This window comes from Algicola sagamiensis DSM 14643, from assembly GCF_000374485.1.
Classification (GTDB): domain Bacteria; phylum Pseudomonadota; class Gammaproteobacteria; order Enterobacterales; family Alteromonadaceae; genus Algicola; species Algicola sagamiensis.
The window spans coordinates 47131-66267 of sequence record NZ_KB894495.1 but is presented as its reverse complement, the minus strand read 5'-3'; the positions used below and the strand labels follow the sequence as shown (position 1 = coordinate 66267).

Here is a 19137-nt window from a genome sequence, read left to right as displayed (position 1 = left end):
ATAACGACTATTGACTCAGGGACTCTCTATGTCATTTCTAAAAAAAATGCTTTCTTCTGTCGGTATTGGCGCAGCAACCGTTGATACCGAGATCGATCATGTCGAGGCAATACCAGGCGAAGCAATTACCGGAACCATCTATATAAAAGGTGGGCATAGCACGCAAAAAATCAACAAAATCGACTTGGAGCTTTTCTGTAATTACTTCGTCGAAGTCACCCATACAGATGATAATGACGAGCCTTACACTGAAGTTGTAGAACGACAACACAGACTTGCCAGCTATCATCTTGAAGACAGTTTTGAAATCCATGAAGACGAAGAAAAAGAGCTATCATTCAGTATTCCACTACCAGAAAATGCTCCGATTTCCATCAGTAAGACAATTTGCTGGTTAGAGACAAACCTAGATATTCCAATCGCGCTCGATCCAACAGATAGAGACACCATTGAAGTGATCCCAAATACCTTACAACAGGGATTACTAGAAGCCATGAATACACTTGGATTCCAACTGAATGAAGCCGAGTGCGAAGGCTCTGATAAGCGCCAGTTCGGCGATCTACCATTTGTCCAAGAGTTTGAATTTAAACCGATCAGCGGTGAGTTTATTGGCCGTGTCAAAGAAGTCGAACTTGTGATGAAGCCCGAAGCAGACCGCTTAGTGCTGTACATGGAAATCGACCGGAAGGCTCGCGGATTGCAAGGTTTCTTCGCAGAAGCACTCGATATGGATGAAACAAATCTTAAACTCATCATTGAAGAAGATCACTGTGAACAACTGCCAGATCTCATCGCGAATGTGATCCAGCAACATTGTTAAAATCCGTTTTTGTTTCAAGATTTTCTTTGAAGCCATAGGCAATCACAGTCTTTGGCTTCTCGATAAAAGTCGATTTGTAAAACGCGAAGAACGACGCCTAAGCTAATGTGGTCAGCGCTTGTACTGCTTAGGTATAATAATCCCTGACATGGACGCGCTTCGTATTGTGCCAACAACTCGGCCACTTCAGCTTCCGCTTCAATGGCCTTTGTGAGGAGTGCTTATACCCCTTGTTTTAAAACGTCATTCAGTGGATATATTTCTGGTGGCACCAGAAATCATAGTCCATCAAGCAATTCGAAAGGGAAAGTCAATACTTCAAATGTTATTTTCAACGCGGATTCCATAAAGGCGTAAGTAGCGGCTCCGACATCCTTTAAGAAACTTATCATTTTGCTCTTAAGTGGTGTAACTTCTTCTTGCTGTGAAGCTTCAACTTTAGCATTAGCAATACTATTTATAGCATTCTTGTTATAGCATTCTTGTGCGAGGCATGGTTATTTGGTAAAAGTGTAACTTTTCCATCCAATCGACCATCACCCTGACTTACAGTCGTGTTAGGGGTAAAATTAGGAGTAATGTTATGAGTTACGTTATTGTTTACAGGTGATAAATTCATAATTCTTTCCTCAACTTATGTCATCTTTCTTTACGTAGAAGATAGCTATTGAAATGGGAGACTAGATGTATCTTCAATTAAAAATTCATTTACTGCTTATTCAGTAACAGTATCTTTACAAATATTTCAGAAAAAATTATTAGGAGCGGTTGATCTTTCCCGTATATATTTTACTCAACAATAAATTGGTAACCACATCTGCATGTGCTGCCAGTGACAGCATGCTGGCATAATTCCTTGCAAATTTATCGTACCTTGTTGAAGAGTGCTTCACCCTCGCAAATGCGTTTTCCATCAAATGATGGTAGCGGTAAAAGCACCAATCCACACTGTCTTTTCCGATATCCTGACCATCGTTTCTTTTTGGGATAACTGTTTAGCCTCCTTTTGAAGTCACATATTGCCTGAACGCTTCACTGTCATAGCCTTTATCTGTAATGAGCACATTGATCTGTTTCATATGGTCAGACAACTGTTCCGAATAGGAAATATCATGTCTTTGTCCTTCGGATAACTTGAAGTGAATGGGTAAACTACCGCTGTATACAACTAAATGAATTTTCGTTGAATTCCCACCTCGACTCTTGCCAATACACTCTCTGTTTTTCGTGGCAATTACTTAAAATTAAATTCAAAATTTAACAAAGAGAAATAAGGCAAGAAATGGATAGCCCCTTGAGTACTTCAAAGGGCTATTTATTAAAATCGAATCATCAATACTTAAACTTCGATATCGCCACCTGTAAACTTTGTGCCAATCCAGCGACTTCATCACAGCTGGAGGCGTTTTCAGAAGCTCGTTGATGGGAATCTTCTGAGACATCGCGGATTTTCACCACATTTCTACCCACTTCAGCTGCAACTTGGCTTTGCTCTTCAATGGCTGAAGCGATTTGAGTATTCATATCCAGAATATTGTTAACATCTTCATTGATCTGTTGAAGACGTTGTCCTGCCGTTTGCGCCTGACCGACACTATCTTGGCCTTCTTTTTGACAGGCTTGGATCAGCTCGACGATTTCTCGGGTTTGGCTCTGCAAACTTGTGATAATGTTTTCGATTTCCTGAGTCGACTCTTGCGTTCTCAGTGCTAGACTCCGAACCTCATCTGCGACAACCGCAAACCCTCGCCCTTGTTCACCTGCACGAGCTGCCTCGATAGCCGCATTTAACGCAAGAAGGTTGGTTTGCTCAGCGATACCGCGGATCACCGTCATGACTGCACCGATATTTTCGCTGTCTTTTGCCAGCTGTGTCACTGATTTTGAAGAAACTTCCAAGCGATCCGATAAACGATCAATTTTTGATACTGTCTGATCGACCTGTTTTTGCCCAATCGTTGCATTTTCATTACTCTGTTTTGCCCTATCTGCCGCAAATTCTGTGTTTTGTGCAATTTCTCGGATTGTTGCACCCATTTCTTCAACAGCTGTTGCAACGGAGTCTGTTTCCTGGCTTTGGAGCCTAATCGCCTCTAGATTATTCACGGAGTTATCCGCCAGACTCATTGTTTCCCGGTTTAGCGTATCCATCGCTTCGCCAACTCTCAATATCAGTTCTCGGAAATCATCCAGTAATGAATTCACATCATCTGACATCACACCTAACTCATCCTTGCTCTCCACTTCAATGCGCTTGGTCAAATCATCATGCTCCCGAATAACTTTCACTGTCCGGGATACATGGCCAAGAGGAATCAACACACTTCGACTAATTAGGAAATTAAATATCATGACTGAAACCAACACAATCAGGAAAATCGTAAATGCTGTCGCACGAAGAGACGTTCGTTTTTCATCCAAACGTTTTTTCACAATATCACTTAATGTGCTGAGTTGAGATTCAGTTTCAGAGACAGTTGTCCGTAATTCACCAAGGATCCCAGACTTCTCGTCTAAACCAATTGCTTTTTGCGCTTCAACGAGAGAACGAAAATCTCTCAAGTAATCATCTAAATACCCGGACAACGTCTTTCGAACATCTTCATCGAGAAAGCTTGCTTCTAAATTTGTTTTGAATTTATTAATATTTTTATCAAATTTGCCTAAATACTTTTCTTTATGTCGCAACATAAAGTCTTTTTCATTTCTGCGAAGTTGAAGCATATCGGCAAGTAGTTGGTAATTCACATTATCTTTGAGTACTTGTTCGACATTGTGAACAGCCTTTCTGAGCGTGCCATATTTTGCATCTTTGGGATGCATTCCAATCGCTTGTTGATTTTGAACGAGTTTATGAAATAAATCAGAGTATTCCTTAATAATTCGATTAAAATCATTGAGCTCATTGGTTCCTAGGCCAAAGCTGACCAGTTCTTCTTTTAAAGCGTCTGAAGTGTCTTTGATCCTTTCAACTTCTTCATCAAACTTCGTTTTATACTTCAAATCTTTTCGCGCCATAAAATCTTTTTCATGGCGCCTCAACATCAATACACTTTGGTTAAGTGCTGACACTTGACTCGAGGTATCGTTCAGCAGGGTATAAGTAAAATTTGCGTAAAAAAGCAGGCCCAACATGGCCAACATCCCGACTCCTGCCAAGATCACATTAGCAATGAGTTTATGCTTAATCAGCAGTGTGAAATTCTTTGATGACACGACAAACCTCGACGATCCCCACCAGCCATGAAATTTAATCAGGCTGATAATGAATTAGATAAACGCGAACATGCTAATTAGTATAGCGAATTCGACAGAATTCACGCTTAAATCATCATCATCCTTTTTTTAATCCCAACTGGAAAATTGACTTGCGCCCAGAGTGCTTCGCATAATTCATCAACTTGCGCATGCCAATTCCCTTGAATAATCCAATCTACAAGCAATCCAGGGTCGTGTGGAAATCGAATGGGTTCGAAGCTTCCCATCTCCAACCATTCTTCCAATATATGTACATCGAACTGGTGCATCACACGTGCGACATTCATCTGTTCAAGCGTTAATGCATTCGAAAGCTGCTCAAATTGACCATGGAGTGGCTTCAAAAGAAGTTTTTTGCCAAGAGTGAGTGCTTCACTGGAAAGCTCAAAGCCTGCATTTGCAATGACACCTGCCGTCTCACTCAGTGCTTCGAGAAATGCATCACGTGATGGTGCTCTGAGCTGGATATGATCAACTTCTTGGTCAACCGCGTCCGGATGGTAACAAATAAATCGGCATTCTTCGAAGCAACGGAGCAACGGAGCAACTCCACAATATCATCCAGACTTTCAAAAGGTAAATAAACAAGAATCGAGTTTTGATCCGGTAATGTCGCATCATAAGGTTCAATAAATGGTGGAATAATTGCACCACCAAAGTGGTACCAATGAACACCTAAATAGAGGTCTGCGGGAGCAAACCACTTGATCATTTGGCGAGTCATAAAATGACCACCTGACTTTGGTACTGCCTGATGCATAAATGAAGCTTGATGGCACATTGCAATGACTGGCTTTTTCTGGGAACGTCCGGCCCATGCTGTAATCGGCTCAAAATCATTGAGGATTAAGTCATAAGAAGAAAGATCGAGCGATCGAATATCACGAAATAATCGAGTGAGATCAGCTTGCATGTATGTTTTGAATGGTGATACTTTTCCACGATCATATGAGAGCGTGACACCCTCTTCTATCCGATATCCCCTAAAGACATCCATGTCAAAATATTTATCATGTGGCCGCCCGCTAAAAAAGTAATCAACTTCAACATCTACCTGTTGAAATGCCTTTGCCATCATACGAGCACGGGTCGTATGACCATTCCCAGTTCCTTGTACTCCATATAGAATCTTTTTCATCTTCAACTTGCTACCGTTAATAAAACGAACAAAGCACTACCACAGCCCAGTAATGCCCCTACAAAAACATCGCTTGGATAGTGAACCCCTAGGACAACGCGCGCGATCCCAATCAAAATGGCGAACACCCAGGCAATCACAGCAAATGTGACAAAGTAAGCACTGATCATCGTAGCCATGAGACAAGCTGCTGCGGTATGCCCTGATGGCAGACTAAATTGGTCTGAAGGAACAATATGCGCCCGCACCTCAACAGACTGACTTAAGGGCCGATCACGCTTAAAGGTCTGTTTCAGAATAAAATAAAGCGGCAGCTCCACCGCAAAAGCGAATAAGGTCAGCAAAAAAAACATTTGTCCCTCTTCCCCAGCAATTCCAAATGCGAATACGCCAATCAACAGATAGCAGTAGCCATCCCCGATCTTTGATACCCAATAAAAGAAGCGACAAACCGCAGGTGTCCAACTTTTCGAAAACATGTAAAAGAACAACGATGTATCTATATGTTTTGCACGTTCAAAAGCCACTTCTATCTCCTTTCATTGACATTGACGAATTCATACTTTTTGAGCTTATGCGATGAACGTGACACTCCGTTGAATTTTTCATCAATAGAAGATGTCAGTGATTCATTCTTAAAGGTGAGCATGTTGAGTGTTTCTGTATGAAATCAAACCAAAAGGAATATTTTCTTGTGATGTGGTGCCTGCTCGTTATAATCTGAGCATTGCGCAACCCCTGAATTAGAGGCCCTCGCTATGGAATTTAATACCTCAGAACTTTGTGATTTCTTCGCAGATTCGGTCGATGTTGTTGATCCAATCTTTCTGCAATATGGTGGAAAAAGTGCATTTTACGGTCAGATCAGTACTGTAAAGTGTTTTGAAGATAAAGCACTCGTGATCAAAGCTCTTCAAGAGAATGGACTTGGAAAAGTACTTCTGGTTGATGGTGGCGGTTCCACAAGACGCGCTTTGATAGATGCGACGATTGCTGAAATAGCCATTGAAAATAACTGGGAAGGGATCATTTGTTACGGTAGCGTTCGTGATGTCGATGTACTTGAAGACATGGATATTGGGATCCAAGCTGTTGCATCCATTCCTGTCGGTGCAGAAGAAAAAGGCACTGGTGAGCAGGATATTCCCGTCAACTTCGCTGGCGTGACATTCTTACCAGAAGATCATCTTTATGCAGACAGTACTGGGATCATCCTATCCCCTGATCAACTTGAAATGGAAGAATAAAGCACAATGGAACATGTGCATATCTATCAAAGAGACACAATCCTGCCCTGGCAAATCATCCGAGAAGGTGAAACCCGCATCGGGCAGGTTTTCCACTTTTTACCGAACAATGACACCCTTGCAGCACAACTCCAACAAGCAAAACAGCAAGGCGTCCAGTTTGTCCTCTTTGGTATACCAGAAGATATAGGACCAAGAGCAAACTGCGGCACACGGGGTGCCGATAGAGGATGGGAAGCCTTTCTAAAACGCTTTATCAATCAACAATCCACGCAGTTTTTTTCTGGCAAAGATATTTTGTTACTCGGTCACTTAGATGTTGCTGATCTTCAAGAAAAAGCAAATCTTCTTCCCCCTACATCAAAAGATTACCTGGCAACATTACGAGAGCTTTGTAGTCAATTAGATGAACGAGCGCTGCCTATACTGACAGAAGTTTTCAAAGCTGGTTTAGAGCCAATAGTCATCGGTGGAGGTCATAATAATTGCTATCCCATCATAAAAGCCCTCTATCAAGCTTATGGTAACCATATTGGCTGTATAAACCTCGACCCCCATGCTGACTATCGCGCATTGGAAGGACGCCATAGTGGGAATGGCTTTCACTACGCAAATAAAGATGGTTATTTATCTGCTTATTATGTGATTGGACTCCATGAGCAAAAAAATAATCAAGCGATCTTTGATGCCCTTTCAGAAAAACACTTTCGCTTCGACAGCTATCAAAATTTATATATTCGCCGAGAAAAAAGCCTATCAGACTCGGTCTTCGACGCGAAAACCTATTTGCTTGAACATGCCAAACAATTTGGCGTTGAAGTGGATATGGACAGCATTAGTTTTATGCCTGTGAGCGCTTACAATATTGGTGGTATCACCCTAGGTGATGCGGAGCATATGGTGTATGAATCCGCTCAGCTCCGTCAAAGTCGCTATCTTCATCTCTGTGAAGGCGCCCCCTCACAGCATCCAATGGGGTTATCCGCTGGCGAGAACGATGTCGGACAAGGACTTTCTTCGTTAGTTTGCGCTTATATACAAGGGCGGCATTTAGTTGAAGATATGTAGGAGAATGAACCTCATTCGAGGCTTATCTTCAAACCACCTGCTGCCCACGCTTCCATAGCGTTTTGAGGCGATTTTCACCATATTGATAAGCCAAAGTCGCAGGATGATCGATATTCCAGACGGCAAAATCTGCTAATTTACCAGCTTCTAGAACACCTCTGTCATTCATGCCCAGTGCTTTTGCTGAATTGACCGTCACACCTCGTAACACTTCTTCTGGAGTTAGTTTAAAAAGCGTACATCCCATATTGAGCATTAAGAGTAAGGAGCAAAGCGGTGATGATCCTGGGTTCATGTCCGTAGCAATCGCCATAGGGACTTTGTATTTTCTGAGCAGATCGATCGGTGGCAATTGAGTTTCTCTGAGATAATAGAATGCACCTGGCAATAAAACAGCAACTGTGCCACTTTCTGCAATGGCTTTAACCCCTGCTTCATCTAGATATTCGATATGATCGACCGATAGCGCACTGTAAGATGCTGCAAGCTCTGTTCCACCCAAATTTGTGAGCTGTTCTGCGTGCAACTTCACCGGAATTTTTAATGCTTTCGCACGTTTGAATAGTCGTTCTGTCTGCGCACAAGAAAACCCAATACTTTCACAAAATGCATCGACCGTATCCACCAGCCCAGCTTGATGTAACTTCGGCAGCATCTCCTGACAGACTTCATCAATGTAACCATCAGGATCACCCTCAAACTCTGGTGGGACTGCATGTGCGCCTAGGAATGTTTTTTGAATATCAACGGGGTGATGCTCATCCAGCATCTGCGCAACTTCAAGTTGCTTTTGTTCATATTCGAAACGCAATCCATACCCACTTTTGATCTCAACAGTCGACACACCTTCCGCCATCAGCGTATTTAATCTGTCTTTTGCTTGTACAAATAAATGTTCTTTGGAAGCTTCCCGGGTTGCTTTGACTGTACTGCGAATACCGCCACCTTCTTCGGCAATTTGAGCATAAGACACACCCTGTAATCGGCGTTCAAATTCATCTGCACGACTACCAGCAAACACCAGATGTGTATGACAATCAATGAATCCAGGCGTGACGTAAGCACCTTCTCCACGGAAGACGGGAGTTGAGATTGGATCAAACTCTGGTAGTGCATTGACTGCGCCTATCCAAGCAATATGTTCACCCTTGACTGCAATCGCTGCATCCTCGATTAATCCGTAGGGTTCAGCGATATTTTCCGAGAAGGTCATCACATTGATATCAATCCAAACGGCATCCCATTGATTCATTTTTTCTTGCCTCTTTTGAAAAGTGGTTCTAGGATAGTAACACAGTCAATTGTATATACAAGCTGATTTGGAAACGAACAATGCAAGAAAAATCACAACATGCAGCTGTCAAAAAGTTTAGTCAGATCAAAGCCCATATACTGGATAGAATCGAGTCTGGCGAATGGGATGTCAATCAAAAAATTCCGTCAGAAAACGAGCTGGCCGCGCAGTTTCAAGTCAGCAGGATGACCGCTCGACGGGCAGTACAAGAACTCACAGAGCAAGATGTTCTCATCCGAACCCAAGGCCTCGGCACCTTCGTCGCCGATACCAAAACCCAGTCATCCCTCCTCGAAATTAAAAATATCGCCGACGAGATCAACGATCGGGGTCATATGCACTCGAGCACGCAAGTCGCATTATCAACCATTGATGCAATCCCCCCCGTCGCAATTGCTCTCGGCGTTGAAGAGTATAGTCCCGTATTTCATTCCATCCTGATTCACCATCAAAATAATGTGCCAATCCAATTAGAAGAACGCTTCGTCAACCCTGGTATTGCACCCCAATATATCGATCAGGACTTTAACGACATCACGCCACACGAGTATCTCTCCCGTGTTGCACCACTCACAGAAGCAAAACATTCAGTAGAAGCCATTCAGTCCAACAAACAGCAAAGTGATTGGTTGAATATCGACATGAAGCAGCCCTGCCTGCAATTGCTCCGACGAACCTGGAGTAATCAAGGTGTTGTGAGCTTTGCTCGGCTCATCTACCCAGGCTCTCGATACAAATTGGGTGGACACCTGACCTTCCATACTTCCCAAAAAATAAAAATGAAAGGATAGAACAATGCAAGACCCACGCATCGACGACACTCGTCAAATCAAGGCCCCAAGAGGTCTCAAAATTACGGCAAAAAGCTGGTTAACAGAAGCCGCAAAACGCATGCTGATGAACAATCTGGATCCAGAAGTTGCAGAACATCCACACGCGCTGGTTGTCTACGGTGGCATTGGTCGCGCCGCAAGAAACTGGTCTTGCTTCGATACCATCATCGATGTACTGGACCGACTGGAAGACAACGAAACCCTGCTTGTTCAATCCGGAAAACCCGTGGGCGTTTTCAAAACCCACCCCGATTCACCACGCGTTTTAATCGCAAACTCCAACCTTGTCCCGAGCTGGGCCAACTGGGAACACTTTAACGAACTCGATAAAAAAGGCCTGATGATGTACGGTCAGATGACAGCGGGTTCATGGATTTACATCGGCTCACAAGGGATCGTTCAAGGTACTTACGAAACTTTTGTTGCCATTGCCAAAACACATTTTAACGGGGATGCGAATGGCCGCTGGATCCTCACTGGTGGTCTCGGGGGAATGGGCGGTGCGCAACCACTTGCTGGCACAATGGCAGGATTCTCCATGATTGCTTGTGAAGTGGATGAAAGCCGGATCGACTTCCGCCTTCGCACAGGTTATGTCGATCGCAAAGCAACGTCTCTTGATGAAGCAATCGTGATGCTTGAAGAAGCGAAAAGTAACAACCATGCGATTTCAGTTGGTCTGCTTGGTAATGCTGCTGATATTTACCAGGAGATTGTTACAAAGGGCATTCAACCTGATGTCGTCACTGATCAAACTTCAGCTCACGATCCGCTCAACGGTTACCTACCGCAGGGCTATTCCATGGCAAAGGCTGCGGATCTTCGTATATCATCACCTGAGAAAGTCGTCGTCGATGCGAAAAACTCCATGGCAGTGCAAGTTCATGCCATCCTAGCCATGCAGAGAAGCGGCTCCATTGCGGTCGATTACGGCAACAATATCCGCCAAATGGCACTGGAAGCGGGCGAAAAGAACGCCTTTGACTTCCCGGGTTTTGTTCCTGCTTATATTCGCCCTCTATTCTGTGAAGGCGTTGGACCATTCCGTTGGGTAGCACTCTCTGGTGATCCAGAAGATATCTATAAAACAGATCAAAAAGTCAAAGAGCTGATCCCAGATAATCCGCACCTACACAACTGGCTGGATATGGCGCGAGAGAAAATTCAATTCCAGGGATTACCTGCTCGTATTTGCTGGATTGGCCTCAAAGATCGTGCGCGTATTGCAATGGCATTCAACGACATGGTGGCTTCTGGTGAGATCAGCGCCCCAATCGTGATTGGTCGTGATCATTTAGATTCTGGCTCAGTTGCTTCGCCAAATCGCGAGACCGAATCCATGATGGATGGCTCTGATGCTGTGTCTGATTGGCCATTACTCAATGCCTTGCTCAATACCGCTGGTGGTGCAACTTGGGTATCTCTGCATCATGGTGGTGGTGTTGGCATGGGCTTTTCTCAGCACGCGGGTGTTGTGATCGTGGCTGATGGAACTGATGCTGCAAAGCAACGCTTATCACGCGTTTTATGGAACGACCCTGCAACGGGCGTCATGCGTCATGCTGATGCAGGTTACGCCATCGCAAAGCAATGCGCGACTGAGTGCGAACTGGATTTACCAATGTTAGGGAAGTAGGAGTGACACATGAAGCAGTTTACATTACAACCGGGACAATTAGACTGGACACAACTTCGCGATATCTGGCAGTCCCCTGTCAAGCTCACTTTGGGTGAAGAGACTGTTCAAACGATCCAACGCTCTGCTGATACAGTGCAGCATGTGATTGAATCAGGAAAAACTGTATACGGCATCAATACTGGTTTTGGGTTGCTAGCGAATACAAAAATCGCCCGTGATGAGTTGGAGTTACTCCAGTCGTCAATCGTGCGCTCTCACGCAGCTGGCACAGGCAAGCTCATGAATGATGCAATTGTTCGCCTTATGCTTGTGCTCAAAATCAATAGTTTGTCCCGCGGATTTTCTGGTATTCGTGTCGAAGTGATCCAATTCTTGTGTGCTCTCCTGGCGAACGAAGTTTATCCATGTATTCCGGAAAAAGGCTCTGTCGGCGCATCTGGCGATTTGGCACCACTCGCCCATCTATGCTTACCGATGTTGGGTGAAGGACAAGTCCGTTACCAAGGGAAAATCTACGAAGCAGAAGAAGGCCTGAAATTTGCTGGACTATCGCCGATTCCCCTTGCTGCGAAAGAAGGGCTTGCGCTGCTCAATGGTACACAAGCATCGACCGCGTTTGCTATTCAAGGATTATTCCATACGGAAGCTTTGTATCAGCAAGGGACTCTTATCGGCGCAATGACACTTGAAGCAGCACTGGGCAGCCGCGTGCCATTCGATTCGAGAATTCATGAAGTTCGAGGTCAACGAGGACAGATTGACGCAGCTGCAATGTATCGCAATATCTTGGGCGATTCGTCAGAGATCAGTCTGTCACACCAACACTGTGACAAAGTGCAAGATCCCTATTCCTTGCGTTGCCAACCACAGGTGATGGGTGCATGCCTCACTCAAATACGTCATGCGGCAAGCGTTATCCTGACCGAAGCCAATGGTGTCACAGACAACCCGCTGGTTTTTGCCAATGAAGATGAAATCCTATCTGGTGGAAACTTCCATGCAGAGCCAATCGCTATGGCAGCGGATAATTTGGCACTGGCAATCGCTGAAATCGGCGCATTAGCAGAACGACGTATTGCACTCATGATGGATTCACAGCTCAGCCAATTACCGCCTTTCCTCGTGGAAAATGGTGGTGTAAACAGTGGGTTTATGATCGCACAGGTCACAGCAGCGGCACTGGCATCAGAAAACAAGACCTTTGCTCACCCAGGATCTGTGGATAGTCTACCCACTTCGGCGAACCAGGAAGATCACGTCTCAATGGCTACATTTTGTGCTAGACGCCTGACAGAAATGGCAGAAAATACGCGAGGCGTCCTTACTATAGAGTACTTGTCGGCAGCACAAGGATTGGACTTCCGCGCACCGCTCAAATCCAGCCCATCTATCGAACAAGCGAAACATATACTTCGCGAAACCGTGTCTTATTATGATAAGGATCGTTATTTCGGAAAAGATATTGAAGAAGCAACATCATTATTAGCAAACAACGCGCTGACAGTCGTTTTTCAACCAACACTGTTTTAATGTCAGTGTTTTAATGTCAGTGTTTTAAACATTTTGCGGCACGGCAGTGATCATCACTGCCGTGTATACGAAGAAAACTCAACCTTTGTTTGATTGCACAATTTAAAAGCCGCAATTAAGCTTTTCTTCCAGCGACAGCGGGTTCTCTCCCGCGTAGTCATCAAGCTTGTTATCTGATAGGCACCCCACTCTCGCATTTCAACATTCCATTTCAATATAAAAAAGACGGAGATCCCTCATGGGCATCACTTCGAAGAAAAAATTTGTCTCGCGTGACATCCTGCATCATTTACAGTCTCAACTCAAACGAGAAATCGAATCCACACCGCTTCGTGATGACACTTCAATTGCGGGTTGGTTTATGGGCACCAAAGGTGAGAATAAAGCGCTGGTCAAGAAACTACTCAATGCTGTTGTGGATCTGACTTTAGATGGTCGCCAATCGTTGTTTCCAGACGACCCGGGGTATATCACTGACTCAGTGCGTGAGTCCCATGCGTATCAACAAGCTGTCCAAGATGTCGAAAGTAAAAGTGAAGACTTACTTATACTTCTAACCAATTACTCTGTGCCCTTCTCTACTTTACGTTATCAGGGGCATATGACATGGGATATCACACTCCCCTCAATTATTGGCTACTTATCCGGGATGTTGCAAAATCAAAATAATGTCACACCACAGGCTGCACCAGCGACAACGCTCATAGAGATACTGGCTTGTAATGACATCTCTCAAATGGCTGGTTTCCAAGTTCGTCCATTAGAGGATGACGGCCAATCAGATGAAACATTCGCTTGGTCCCATATTGCCTGTGATGGCACAGTCGCAAATATCGAAAGTGTTTGGGCTGCGAGAGAGCTGAAATATATGCCGCTCGGCATCAAGTATTCATTGGAACAAGGCCAACAATTTGTGGCGATCCATGATACTCTCAAACTCCCCAATGGAGAAAAACTTGCTCAAGCAACAGCATGGCAGCTACTGAATCTAAAACAAGATGATGCGTTGGCACTCCCCGCACAAATGGCTGACTTACTTAGCCAAGATAAAAATAGTCAATGGGATGAAGCCGATGTATGGAAAACACTTGGAAACTCGTATTCTTTGAATGGGAAAGGGATGAACTTCTTCTACCAGAAATATCTGATTCAAGAAGATATTAAAGCACCTGCGATTATTGTTCCTTCAACCAAACATTACTCATGGATCAAATCGACTTCGTTGCTTGGTATGGGTGGTGGCCAGAAGGGCCTGAGTGAAAAGCAGATGCTCGACATTGAAGTTATCAAAGATGATGGCTTGCTGAATGTGTATGTTGATGAAGAAGGAAAAGTAAAAACTCAACTACTCCAAGGTGTACTCAACACCTGTAAACAGCACAAAAAACCTGTTGTGATGAATGTCGCAGTGGTTGGTTCAACAGAAGAAGGCGCAGTCGACCCGGTCGAAAAACTCTTAACAATTCGAGAAAACTTCCGCACCCAACAGGAATCGTTCGAATACGCAGTCCATACAGATGCAGCTTGGGGCGGCTACTTCATGGCATGTATTCGTAAGCCATTTGAAATGGGTGAATTTCCCCCTCAAAGCAAAATCGCGCAAGAGCACTTGTTTGATAACCGAGATTCCTGGTTCCGTGACAGTGTCTATGAAAGCATGTCTCAGATCCACCTTTGCGATAGTGTGACCATCGATCCGCATAAAATGGGATATATTCCTTATCCAGCAGGTAGCTTAACTTATCGTAACGACAAAATCATAAACCTGCTCAGTTTTAGTGCACCATATATCAGCTCTGAAGGCGATTCGGATAGTATCAACACTCGAAATATTGGCGAATCAGGCATTGAAGGCTCCAAGCCAGGTGCTGCGGCAACATCTGTTTTTCTCAGTCATCAAGCCATTCGCCCAGACAAACGGGGCTATGGACACATCATTAACCAAAGCATGCTGAATTCGAAGTTGTTCTACTTATATCTGGCAACCATGGATGTAGCATATCCAGAAGATCATTTTGATCTTGTCTTACTCAACCCATTATCCAAAGAGCAAAATCAACATCGTCAAGCCATCACGGATGTACTTTGGGATCATCAGATGTCTAAACATGATCTGCACAATCACAGGGAGATAAACTCATTTCTACGAAATATCGCCGGTGATCAAAACATTGTGGATTATGTATTTGTAGACAAAAAGGACCGCTCACCAGAAAGGACGCTAGAACTCAACAATGCACTTTTCGAGCGCCTCAGTGTTCCGCCAGGAGAGCCAGTAGAGGATGATCAAATATTCGTATCAATGACCACCTTCAACCGAGAAGATTATGGTGATGACTTTATGAATGCGCTTGGTGAACGTTTATTCAGCCAAGCTGAACAAGTCAATGCAATCCCTTGTATCCGCTCCGTTATCCTCGATCCATGGGCGATCTATACCCACGAAGACAATCAAAAAGGACTCTTCAACTTCTTCACAGAAATCTTTATTCCGAAACTCAGAAAAGAAGTGAATCAGCTTTGCATTAAGAAATAAGCAAATAGGGCCAGCATCTGCTGGCCTTTAAAAAGTATCCGTTTTCTGAAGATCTCACGCCTCGTCTTCATCATCCTCTTCTTCAAGGGTGACACCCCAGCCGTCATAGTCAATCTGGGTTTCTTTGGCGAGTTCCAGCATGGTGTCGACATCTTTAATCAGGCGAGCTTCTTCTAGCGTTTGCTCGAAATAAACGTCAAAGCCGTAAATGAAAGAACCGTCTTCTAGCTCAATTTCTTCTGCCTCTGACACTTCATAGCCTTTTTTAAATGCCGCGATAGCCGCCTTTTCAAGCGCTTCAAACGTTTGCGCAGAAAAGTGGTGTTCAATTTCATACAACTCATCCGTTGGCAGTCCATCATCGCGCATTTCCGCAATGACTTCCTGAGTAAACTCGTGCCAGTTCATCTTCAGTATTCCAATTTTGTTGATTTAAAATTTAAGCCGCACAAACTACCATGAGATGCGCAATGTTTCATCTGAATTATGGAAAGATTTGCGCTTAATTCATCTTCACAAAAACAATGGGTGAAAAACAAAGAAAGCCGCTGGATGCGACTTTCTACTATTGAGACTTAAATCACAGCATATCATGACCAAAGTCACGTCAGATTCAAATGATGCATGCTCTGATTATGCTGAATGTGCTGGGCGAATCTGATGATCAAGGGTAGAGATTTTATCTCGCATCATTTGATGAACCTTGATTGCCATCTCACGAATTTCGTTTTTATCAATTCTGGACATATCAACCGGGGGTAACATCTCGATGATCACTTTACCATTGCGCCAACGGTTCAAACTAAACTTCTTATGCGTCGAACTCATGCAAACAGGAATAATTGGTACGCCTGCTTGTAATGCCGTATGAAAAGCACCTGTCTTAAACGGTAACAGCCCTTTCCCATAGCTTCTCGTTCCTTCAGGAAACAACCAGACAGAGATTTTTCTTTCACGGATTTTTTTTGCAGCCTGGCTAATCGTATCAAAAGCTTTGTGGCGGTTTTTTCTATCAATCAAAATATTGCCACTCAACCAATACAGCTGTCCAAAAAATGGGATCCACTTGAGACTTTTCTTCCCAACGCTCACTGTTTTTGGCATGACACTTTTAGTCAACGTGAATAGATCATAGCTATTTTGATGATTCGCAATATAAACACACGGACCAAGTTTTTTCAGCTCATCAGGGATCCGTACTTCAACTTCAATCCCCATAATATAACGCATGGATGAATACCACTTTGCAATTAAGTGTGTGTTATTCGGGTTTTTTGGCCGGAATAAGAAGAAGACACATCCAGCAATCGTTGAAGCAACGATAAAGAGCCCGAGGATTATGAGTCTTAAAACAGCTAACACGTGTGCTCCAAATATCTAATTCAGTCAGCGCACAAGTATAGCCTGAACTGTCCGCTGACTCACCATCTAATCTATGATTTTTTTGAAATTTTTCAAAAAAACAGTTAAAATCATTCATTTATTTCAATTGAATCAATACGTTGCAACCCTCTAGGTAGCTTATTCCCACGACGTCCCCTTTCACCGCGGTAATGTTCCAAATCTTGTGCAGTTAAAGTCAACTTTCGCTTTCCAGCGTACAAGGTTACCGGATTTCCTTCTGGCACGACTGCGTAAGCCTTCATAAACTCTTCTCTTGATGCAACACGTGCAGATGGAATCGACAACATCTTGTTTCCTTTACCTTTTGCAAGCTCAGGTAAATCTCGAACAGGAAACACGAGCATACGTCCTTCATTCGAAATCACGATCACAAGGTCAGATCCTGATTCTCCGACCATAACAGGCTGCATTAACTGACTTCCTTTGGAAAGTGTGACAAGTGCCTTCCCGTTTTTGTTCTTAGAGACCATATCTTTAAATGTAGTGACAAAGCCATACCCAGCATCAGATGCCATCAGTAGTTTTTGTGTATCATTTGCGATAACAACATGATCAAATGTCTCACCCGCAGCAATATTAAAGCGGCCCGTTAGTGGTTCGCCCTGACTTCGTGCAGAAGGCAATGTATGCGCATCTGTTGCAAAACCTCGCCCAGATGAATCTAAGAAAACAGCTGGCTGGTTGCTTCTTCCCTTTGCAGAAGCCTTATGCCCGTCACCAGATTTATACGCCAATGATGTCGGATCAATATCATGGCCTTTTGCACAGCGAACCCACCCTTTATCTGAAAGAACAACGGTTACCGCTTCACTCGGGATCAGTTCTTTTTCTGTCAGTGCTTTTGCTTCTGCACGCTCGACAATTAAGCTACGTCTATCATCACCGAATTTTTCTGCATCTGCTGTGATTTCTTTCTTCAGCAAGGTGGTCATCCGACGTTCAGAAGAAAGTAGTTTTTCAAGCTGATCTCGTTCTTTACTCAGTTCATCCTGCTCGGATTTGATTTTGAACTCTTCCAATTTTGCCAAATGGCGGAGTTTGAGATCTAAGATCGCATCTGCTTGCTTTTCACTTAGACTAAACCTTGCTATCAACTCGGCTTTTGGATCATCGTAATTTCGAATAATCTCAATCACTTCATCGATATTCAAAAATGCGATCATTAAGCCTTCAAGAATATGTAAACGCGCAAGTACTTTATCAAGACGGTACTGCAAACGTCTACGGACGGTTTCACGCCGATAAACAAGCCACTCACTCAGTATTGTCTGAAGGTTCTTCACCTGAGGGCGACCATCCAGTCCAATCATATTCAGATTGACGCGATAGCTCTTCTCAAGATCTGTTGTGGCAAATAAGTGCTGCATCACCTGTTCACTATCCACACGATTCGAACGCGGAACAATCACGAGGCGCGTTGGGTTTTCGTGATCGGACTCATCACGGAGGTCAGCAACCATCGGGAGTTTTTTAGCCTGCATCTGCTGTGCAATTTGCTCCAGAACTTTGCTACCAGACGCATGATGCGGCAATGCCGTGATCACAATATCACCCTGCTCTTCCTGGTAAACTGCGCGCATCTTGATACTGCCTTTACCTGTTTCGTAAATTTTCCGAATCTCGATTTTCGGTGTGATAATCTCTGCATCTGTTGGGTAATCAGGGCCTTGGACATCCTGCATCAAGTCATCGAGTGTCGACTTTGGATTTTCGAGCAATTGAATACAAGCATTCGCGACTTCTCGAACATTATGTGGTGGAATATCCGTCGCCATCCCAACCGCGATTCCTGTGACACCATTCAGTAAAATATGGGGTAATCGCGCAGGAAGACGCATCGGTTCTTTTAACGTCCCATCAAAGTTTGGCCCCCAGTCCACTGTACCGGAGCCAAGTTCAGATAACAGGACTTCTGCGAATTTGGACAGACGCGCTTCTGTATAGCGCATCGCAGCAAATGATTTGGGATCATCAGCCGCACCCCAGTTGCCTTGTCCATCAACCAGCGGATAACGATAGGAAAATGGCTGTGCCATCAGTACCATCGCTTCATAACAGGCACTATCACCATGCGGATGAAACTTACCCAGCACATCACCAACTGTTCTTGCGGATTTTTTATATTTTGCCTGAGCAGATAAGCCTAACTCCGACATCGCATAAATGATCCGTCGTTGAACGGGCTTTAAACCATCACCAATATGTGGCAAGGCGCGATCCATGATGACATACATGGAATAATTCAAATATGCTTCTTCGGTAAAAGTATGCAGCGGGAGGCGCTCAATTCCCAAATCAACGGACTCAGTCATTCTGAACCTTTTTTATACTTACTCTATTTTGGAACGATAGAACCGCCGATCATCT

15 protein-coding genes and 1 pseudogene are annotated in these 19137 nt (G+C 44.0%); 7 read left to right on the top strand and 9 right to left on the bottom strand.

What is annotated here, in order from left to right; translation table 11 throughout:
- The first annotated feature begins 28 nt into the window (after nt 1-28).
- Nucleotides 29-823 carry a sporulation protein gene (locus tag C505_RS0109450; RefSeq protein WP_018692365.1) on the top strand — a complete coding sequence of 265 codons (795 nt, stop codon included), beginning with the start codon at nt 29-31 and terminating at the stop codon, nt 821-823.
- 793 nt (nt 824-1616) lie between these two features.
- On the opposite strand, the pseudogene C505_RS24730 reads toward C505_RS0109450, so the two are convergent.
- The 5 genes and pseudogenes from C505_RS24730 to C505_RS0109430 all read right to left on the bottom strand — a co-directional run.
- Nucleotides 1617-2055 (bottom strand): annotated as a pseudogene (locus C505_RS24730) (transposase); the annotation flags it as partial.
- 100 nt (nt 2056-2155) lie between these two features.
- Entirely contained in the window at nt 2156-4039 is a 1884-nt protein-coding gene (locus C505_RS0109440) for a methyl-accepting chemotaxis protein (RefSeq protein ID WP_018692363.1), read from the bottom strand.
- A 107-nt stretch (nt 4040-4146) separates the two neighbouring features.
- Nucleotides 4147-4620, bottom strand: a complete 474-nt coding sequence (locus tag C505_RS24885) for a glycosyltransferase family protein (protein ID WP_322786043.1) — start codon at nt 4618-4620, stop codon at nt 4147-4149.
- Complete coding sequence (locus C505_RS21935; protein ID WP_322786042.1) at nt 4503-5219, bottom strand: glycosyltransferase family protein; 717 nt, start codon at nt 5217-5219, stop codon at nt 4503-4505. Before C505_RS21935 ends, C505_RS24885 begins: the two co-directional genes overlap by 118 nt.
- Before the next feature lie 2 nt (nt 5220-5221).
- Entirely contained in the window at nt 5222-5746 is a 525-nt protein-coding gene (locus C505_RS0109430) for a phosphatase PAP2 family protein (RefSeq protein ID WP_018692361.1), read from the bottom strand.
- Nucleotides 5747-5977: 231 nt separating this feature from the next.
- On the opposite strand from C505_RS0109430, the gene rraA reads away from it, so the two are divergent.
- Entirely contained in the window at nt 5978-6466 is a 489-nt protein-coding gene (rraA, locus tag C505_RS0109425) for a ribonuclease E activity regulator RraA (RefSeq protein WP_018692360.1), read from the top strand.
- Between the two features lie 6 nt (nt 6467-6472).
- Nucleotides 6473-7534: a formimidoylglutamase gene (locus tag C505_RS0109420; protein ID WP_018692359.1), complete on the top strand. Its 1062-nt coding sequence runs from the start codon at nt 6473-6475 to the stop codon at nt 7532-7534.
- Between the two features lie 28 nt (nt 7535-7562).
- Here C505_RS0109420 and hutI read toward each other — a convergent pair whose 3' ends face one another.
- A complete protein-coding gene (hutI, locus tag C505_RS0109415; RefSeq protein ID WP_018692358.1) occupies nt 7563-8786 on the bottom strand; it encodes an imidazolonepropionase in 1224 nt (407 codons plus the stop codon).
- Nucleotides 8787-8866: 80 nt separating this feature from the next.
- On the opposite strand from hutI, the gene hutC reads away from it, so the two are divergent.
- From hutC to C505_RS0109395, 4 genes are all read left to right on the top strand, one after another.
- Entirely contained in the window at nt 8867-9619 is a 753-nt protein-coding gene (hutC, locus tag C505_RS0109410) for a histidine utilization repressor (RefSeq protein ID WP_018692357.1), read from the top strand.
- Nucleotides 9620-9623: 4 nt separating this feature from the next.
- Nucleotides 9624-11297: a urocanate hydratase gene (gene hutU, locus C505_RS0109405; RefSeq protein ID WP_018692356.1), complete on the top strand. Its 1674-nt coding sequence runs from the start codon at nt 9624-9626 to the stop codon at nt 11295-11297.
- Between the two features lie 9 nt (nt 11298-11306).
- The gene (gene hutH, locus C505_RS0109400; RefSeq protein ID WP_018692355.1) at nt 11307-12830 is read left to right on the top strand and encodes a histidine ammonia-lyase; all 1524 of its coding nucleotides are present in this window, start codon (nt 11307-11309) and stop codon (nt 12828-12830) included.
- Nucleotides 12831-13068: 238 nt separating this feature from the next.
- Nucleotides 13069-15366, top strand: a complete 2298-nt coding sequence (locus C505_RS0109395) for a pyridoxal-dependent decarboxylase (RefSeq protein WP_018692354.1) — start codon at nt 13069-13071, stop codon at nt 15364-15366.
- Nucleotides 15367-15420: 54 nt separating this feature from the next.
- Here C505_RS0109395 and rraB read toward each other — a convergent pair whose 3' ends face one another.
- The 3 genes from rraB to parC all read right to left on the bottom strand — a co-directional run bounded on the left by rraB (nt 15421) and on the right by parC (nt 19082).
- Nucleotides 15421-15774 carry a ribonuclease E inhibitor RraB gene (gene rraB / locus C505_RS0109390; protein ID WP_018692353.1) on the bottom strand — a complete coding sequence of 118 codons (354 nt, stop codon included), beginning with the start codon at nt 15772-15774 and terminating at the stop codon, nt 15421-15423.
- A 225-nt stretch (nt 15775-15999) separates the two neighbouring features.
- On the bottom strand, nt 16000-16728 hold the full coding sequence (locus C505_RS0109385) for a 1-acylglycerol-3-phosphate O-acyltransferase (RefSeq protein WP_018692352.1): 729 nt from the start codon (nt 16726-16728) through the stop codon (nt 16000-16002).
- A gap of 110 nt (nt 16729-16838) precedes the next feature.
- Nucleotides 16839-19082 (bottom strand): DNA topoisomerase IV subunit A, encoded by a 2244-nt coding sequence (gene parC / locus C505_RS0109380; protein WP_018692351.1) that lies wholly within the window; start codon nt 19080-19082, stop codon nt 16839-16841.
- Nucleotides 19083-19137 lie beyond the last annotated feature (55 nt).

Coding starts and splice junctions, on each gene's coding strand:
- rraB (WP_018692353.1), bottom strand. CDS start 15,774: ATGAACTGGCACGAGTTTACTCAGGAAGTCATTGCGGAAATGCGCGAT.
- C505_RS0109395 (WP_018692354.1), top strand. CDS start 13,069: ATGGGCATCACTTCGAAGAAAAAATTTGTCTCGCGTGACATCCTGCAT.
- rraA (WP_018692360.1), top strand. CDS start 5,978: ATGGAATTTAATACCTCAGAACTTTGTGATTTCTTCGCAGATTCGGTC.
- hutU (WP_018692356.1), top strand. CDS start 9,624: ATGCAAGACCCACGCATCGACGACACTCGTCAAATCAAGGCCCCAAGA.
- C505_RS21935 (WP_322786042.1), bottom strand. CDS start 5,219: ATGAAAAAGATTCTATATGGAGTACAAGGAACTGGGAATGGTCATACG.
- parC (WP_018692351.1), bottom strand. CDS start 19,082: ATGACTGAGTCCGTTGATTTGGGAATTGAGCGCCTCCCGCTGCATACT.
- C505_RS0109450 (WP_018692365.1), top strand. CDS start 29: ATGTCATTTCTAAAAAAAATGCTTTCTTCTGTCGGTATTGGCGCAGCA.
- hutC (WP_018692357.1), top strand. CDS start 8,867: ATGCAAGAAAAATCACAACATGCAGCTGTCAAAAAGTTTAGTCAGATC.
- hutI (WP_018692358.1), bottom strand. CDS start 8,786: ATGAATCAATGGGATGCCGTTTGGATTGATATCAATGTGATGACCTTC.
- hutH (WP_018692355.1), top strand. CDS start 11,307: ATGAAGCAGTTTACATTACAACCGGGACAATTAGACTGGACACAACTT.
- C505_RS0109420 (WP_018692359.1), top strand. CDS start 6,473: ATGGAACATGTGCATATCTATCAAAGAGACACAATCCTGCCCTGGCAA.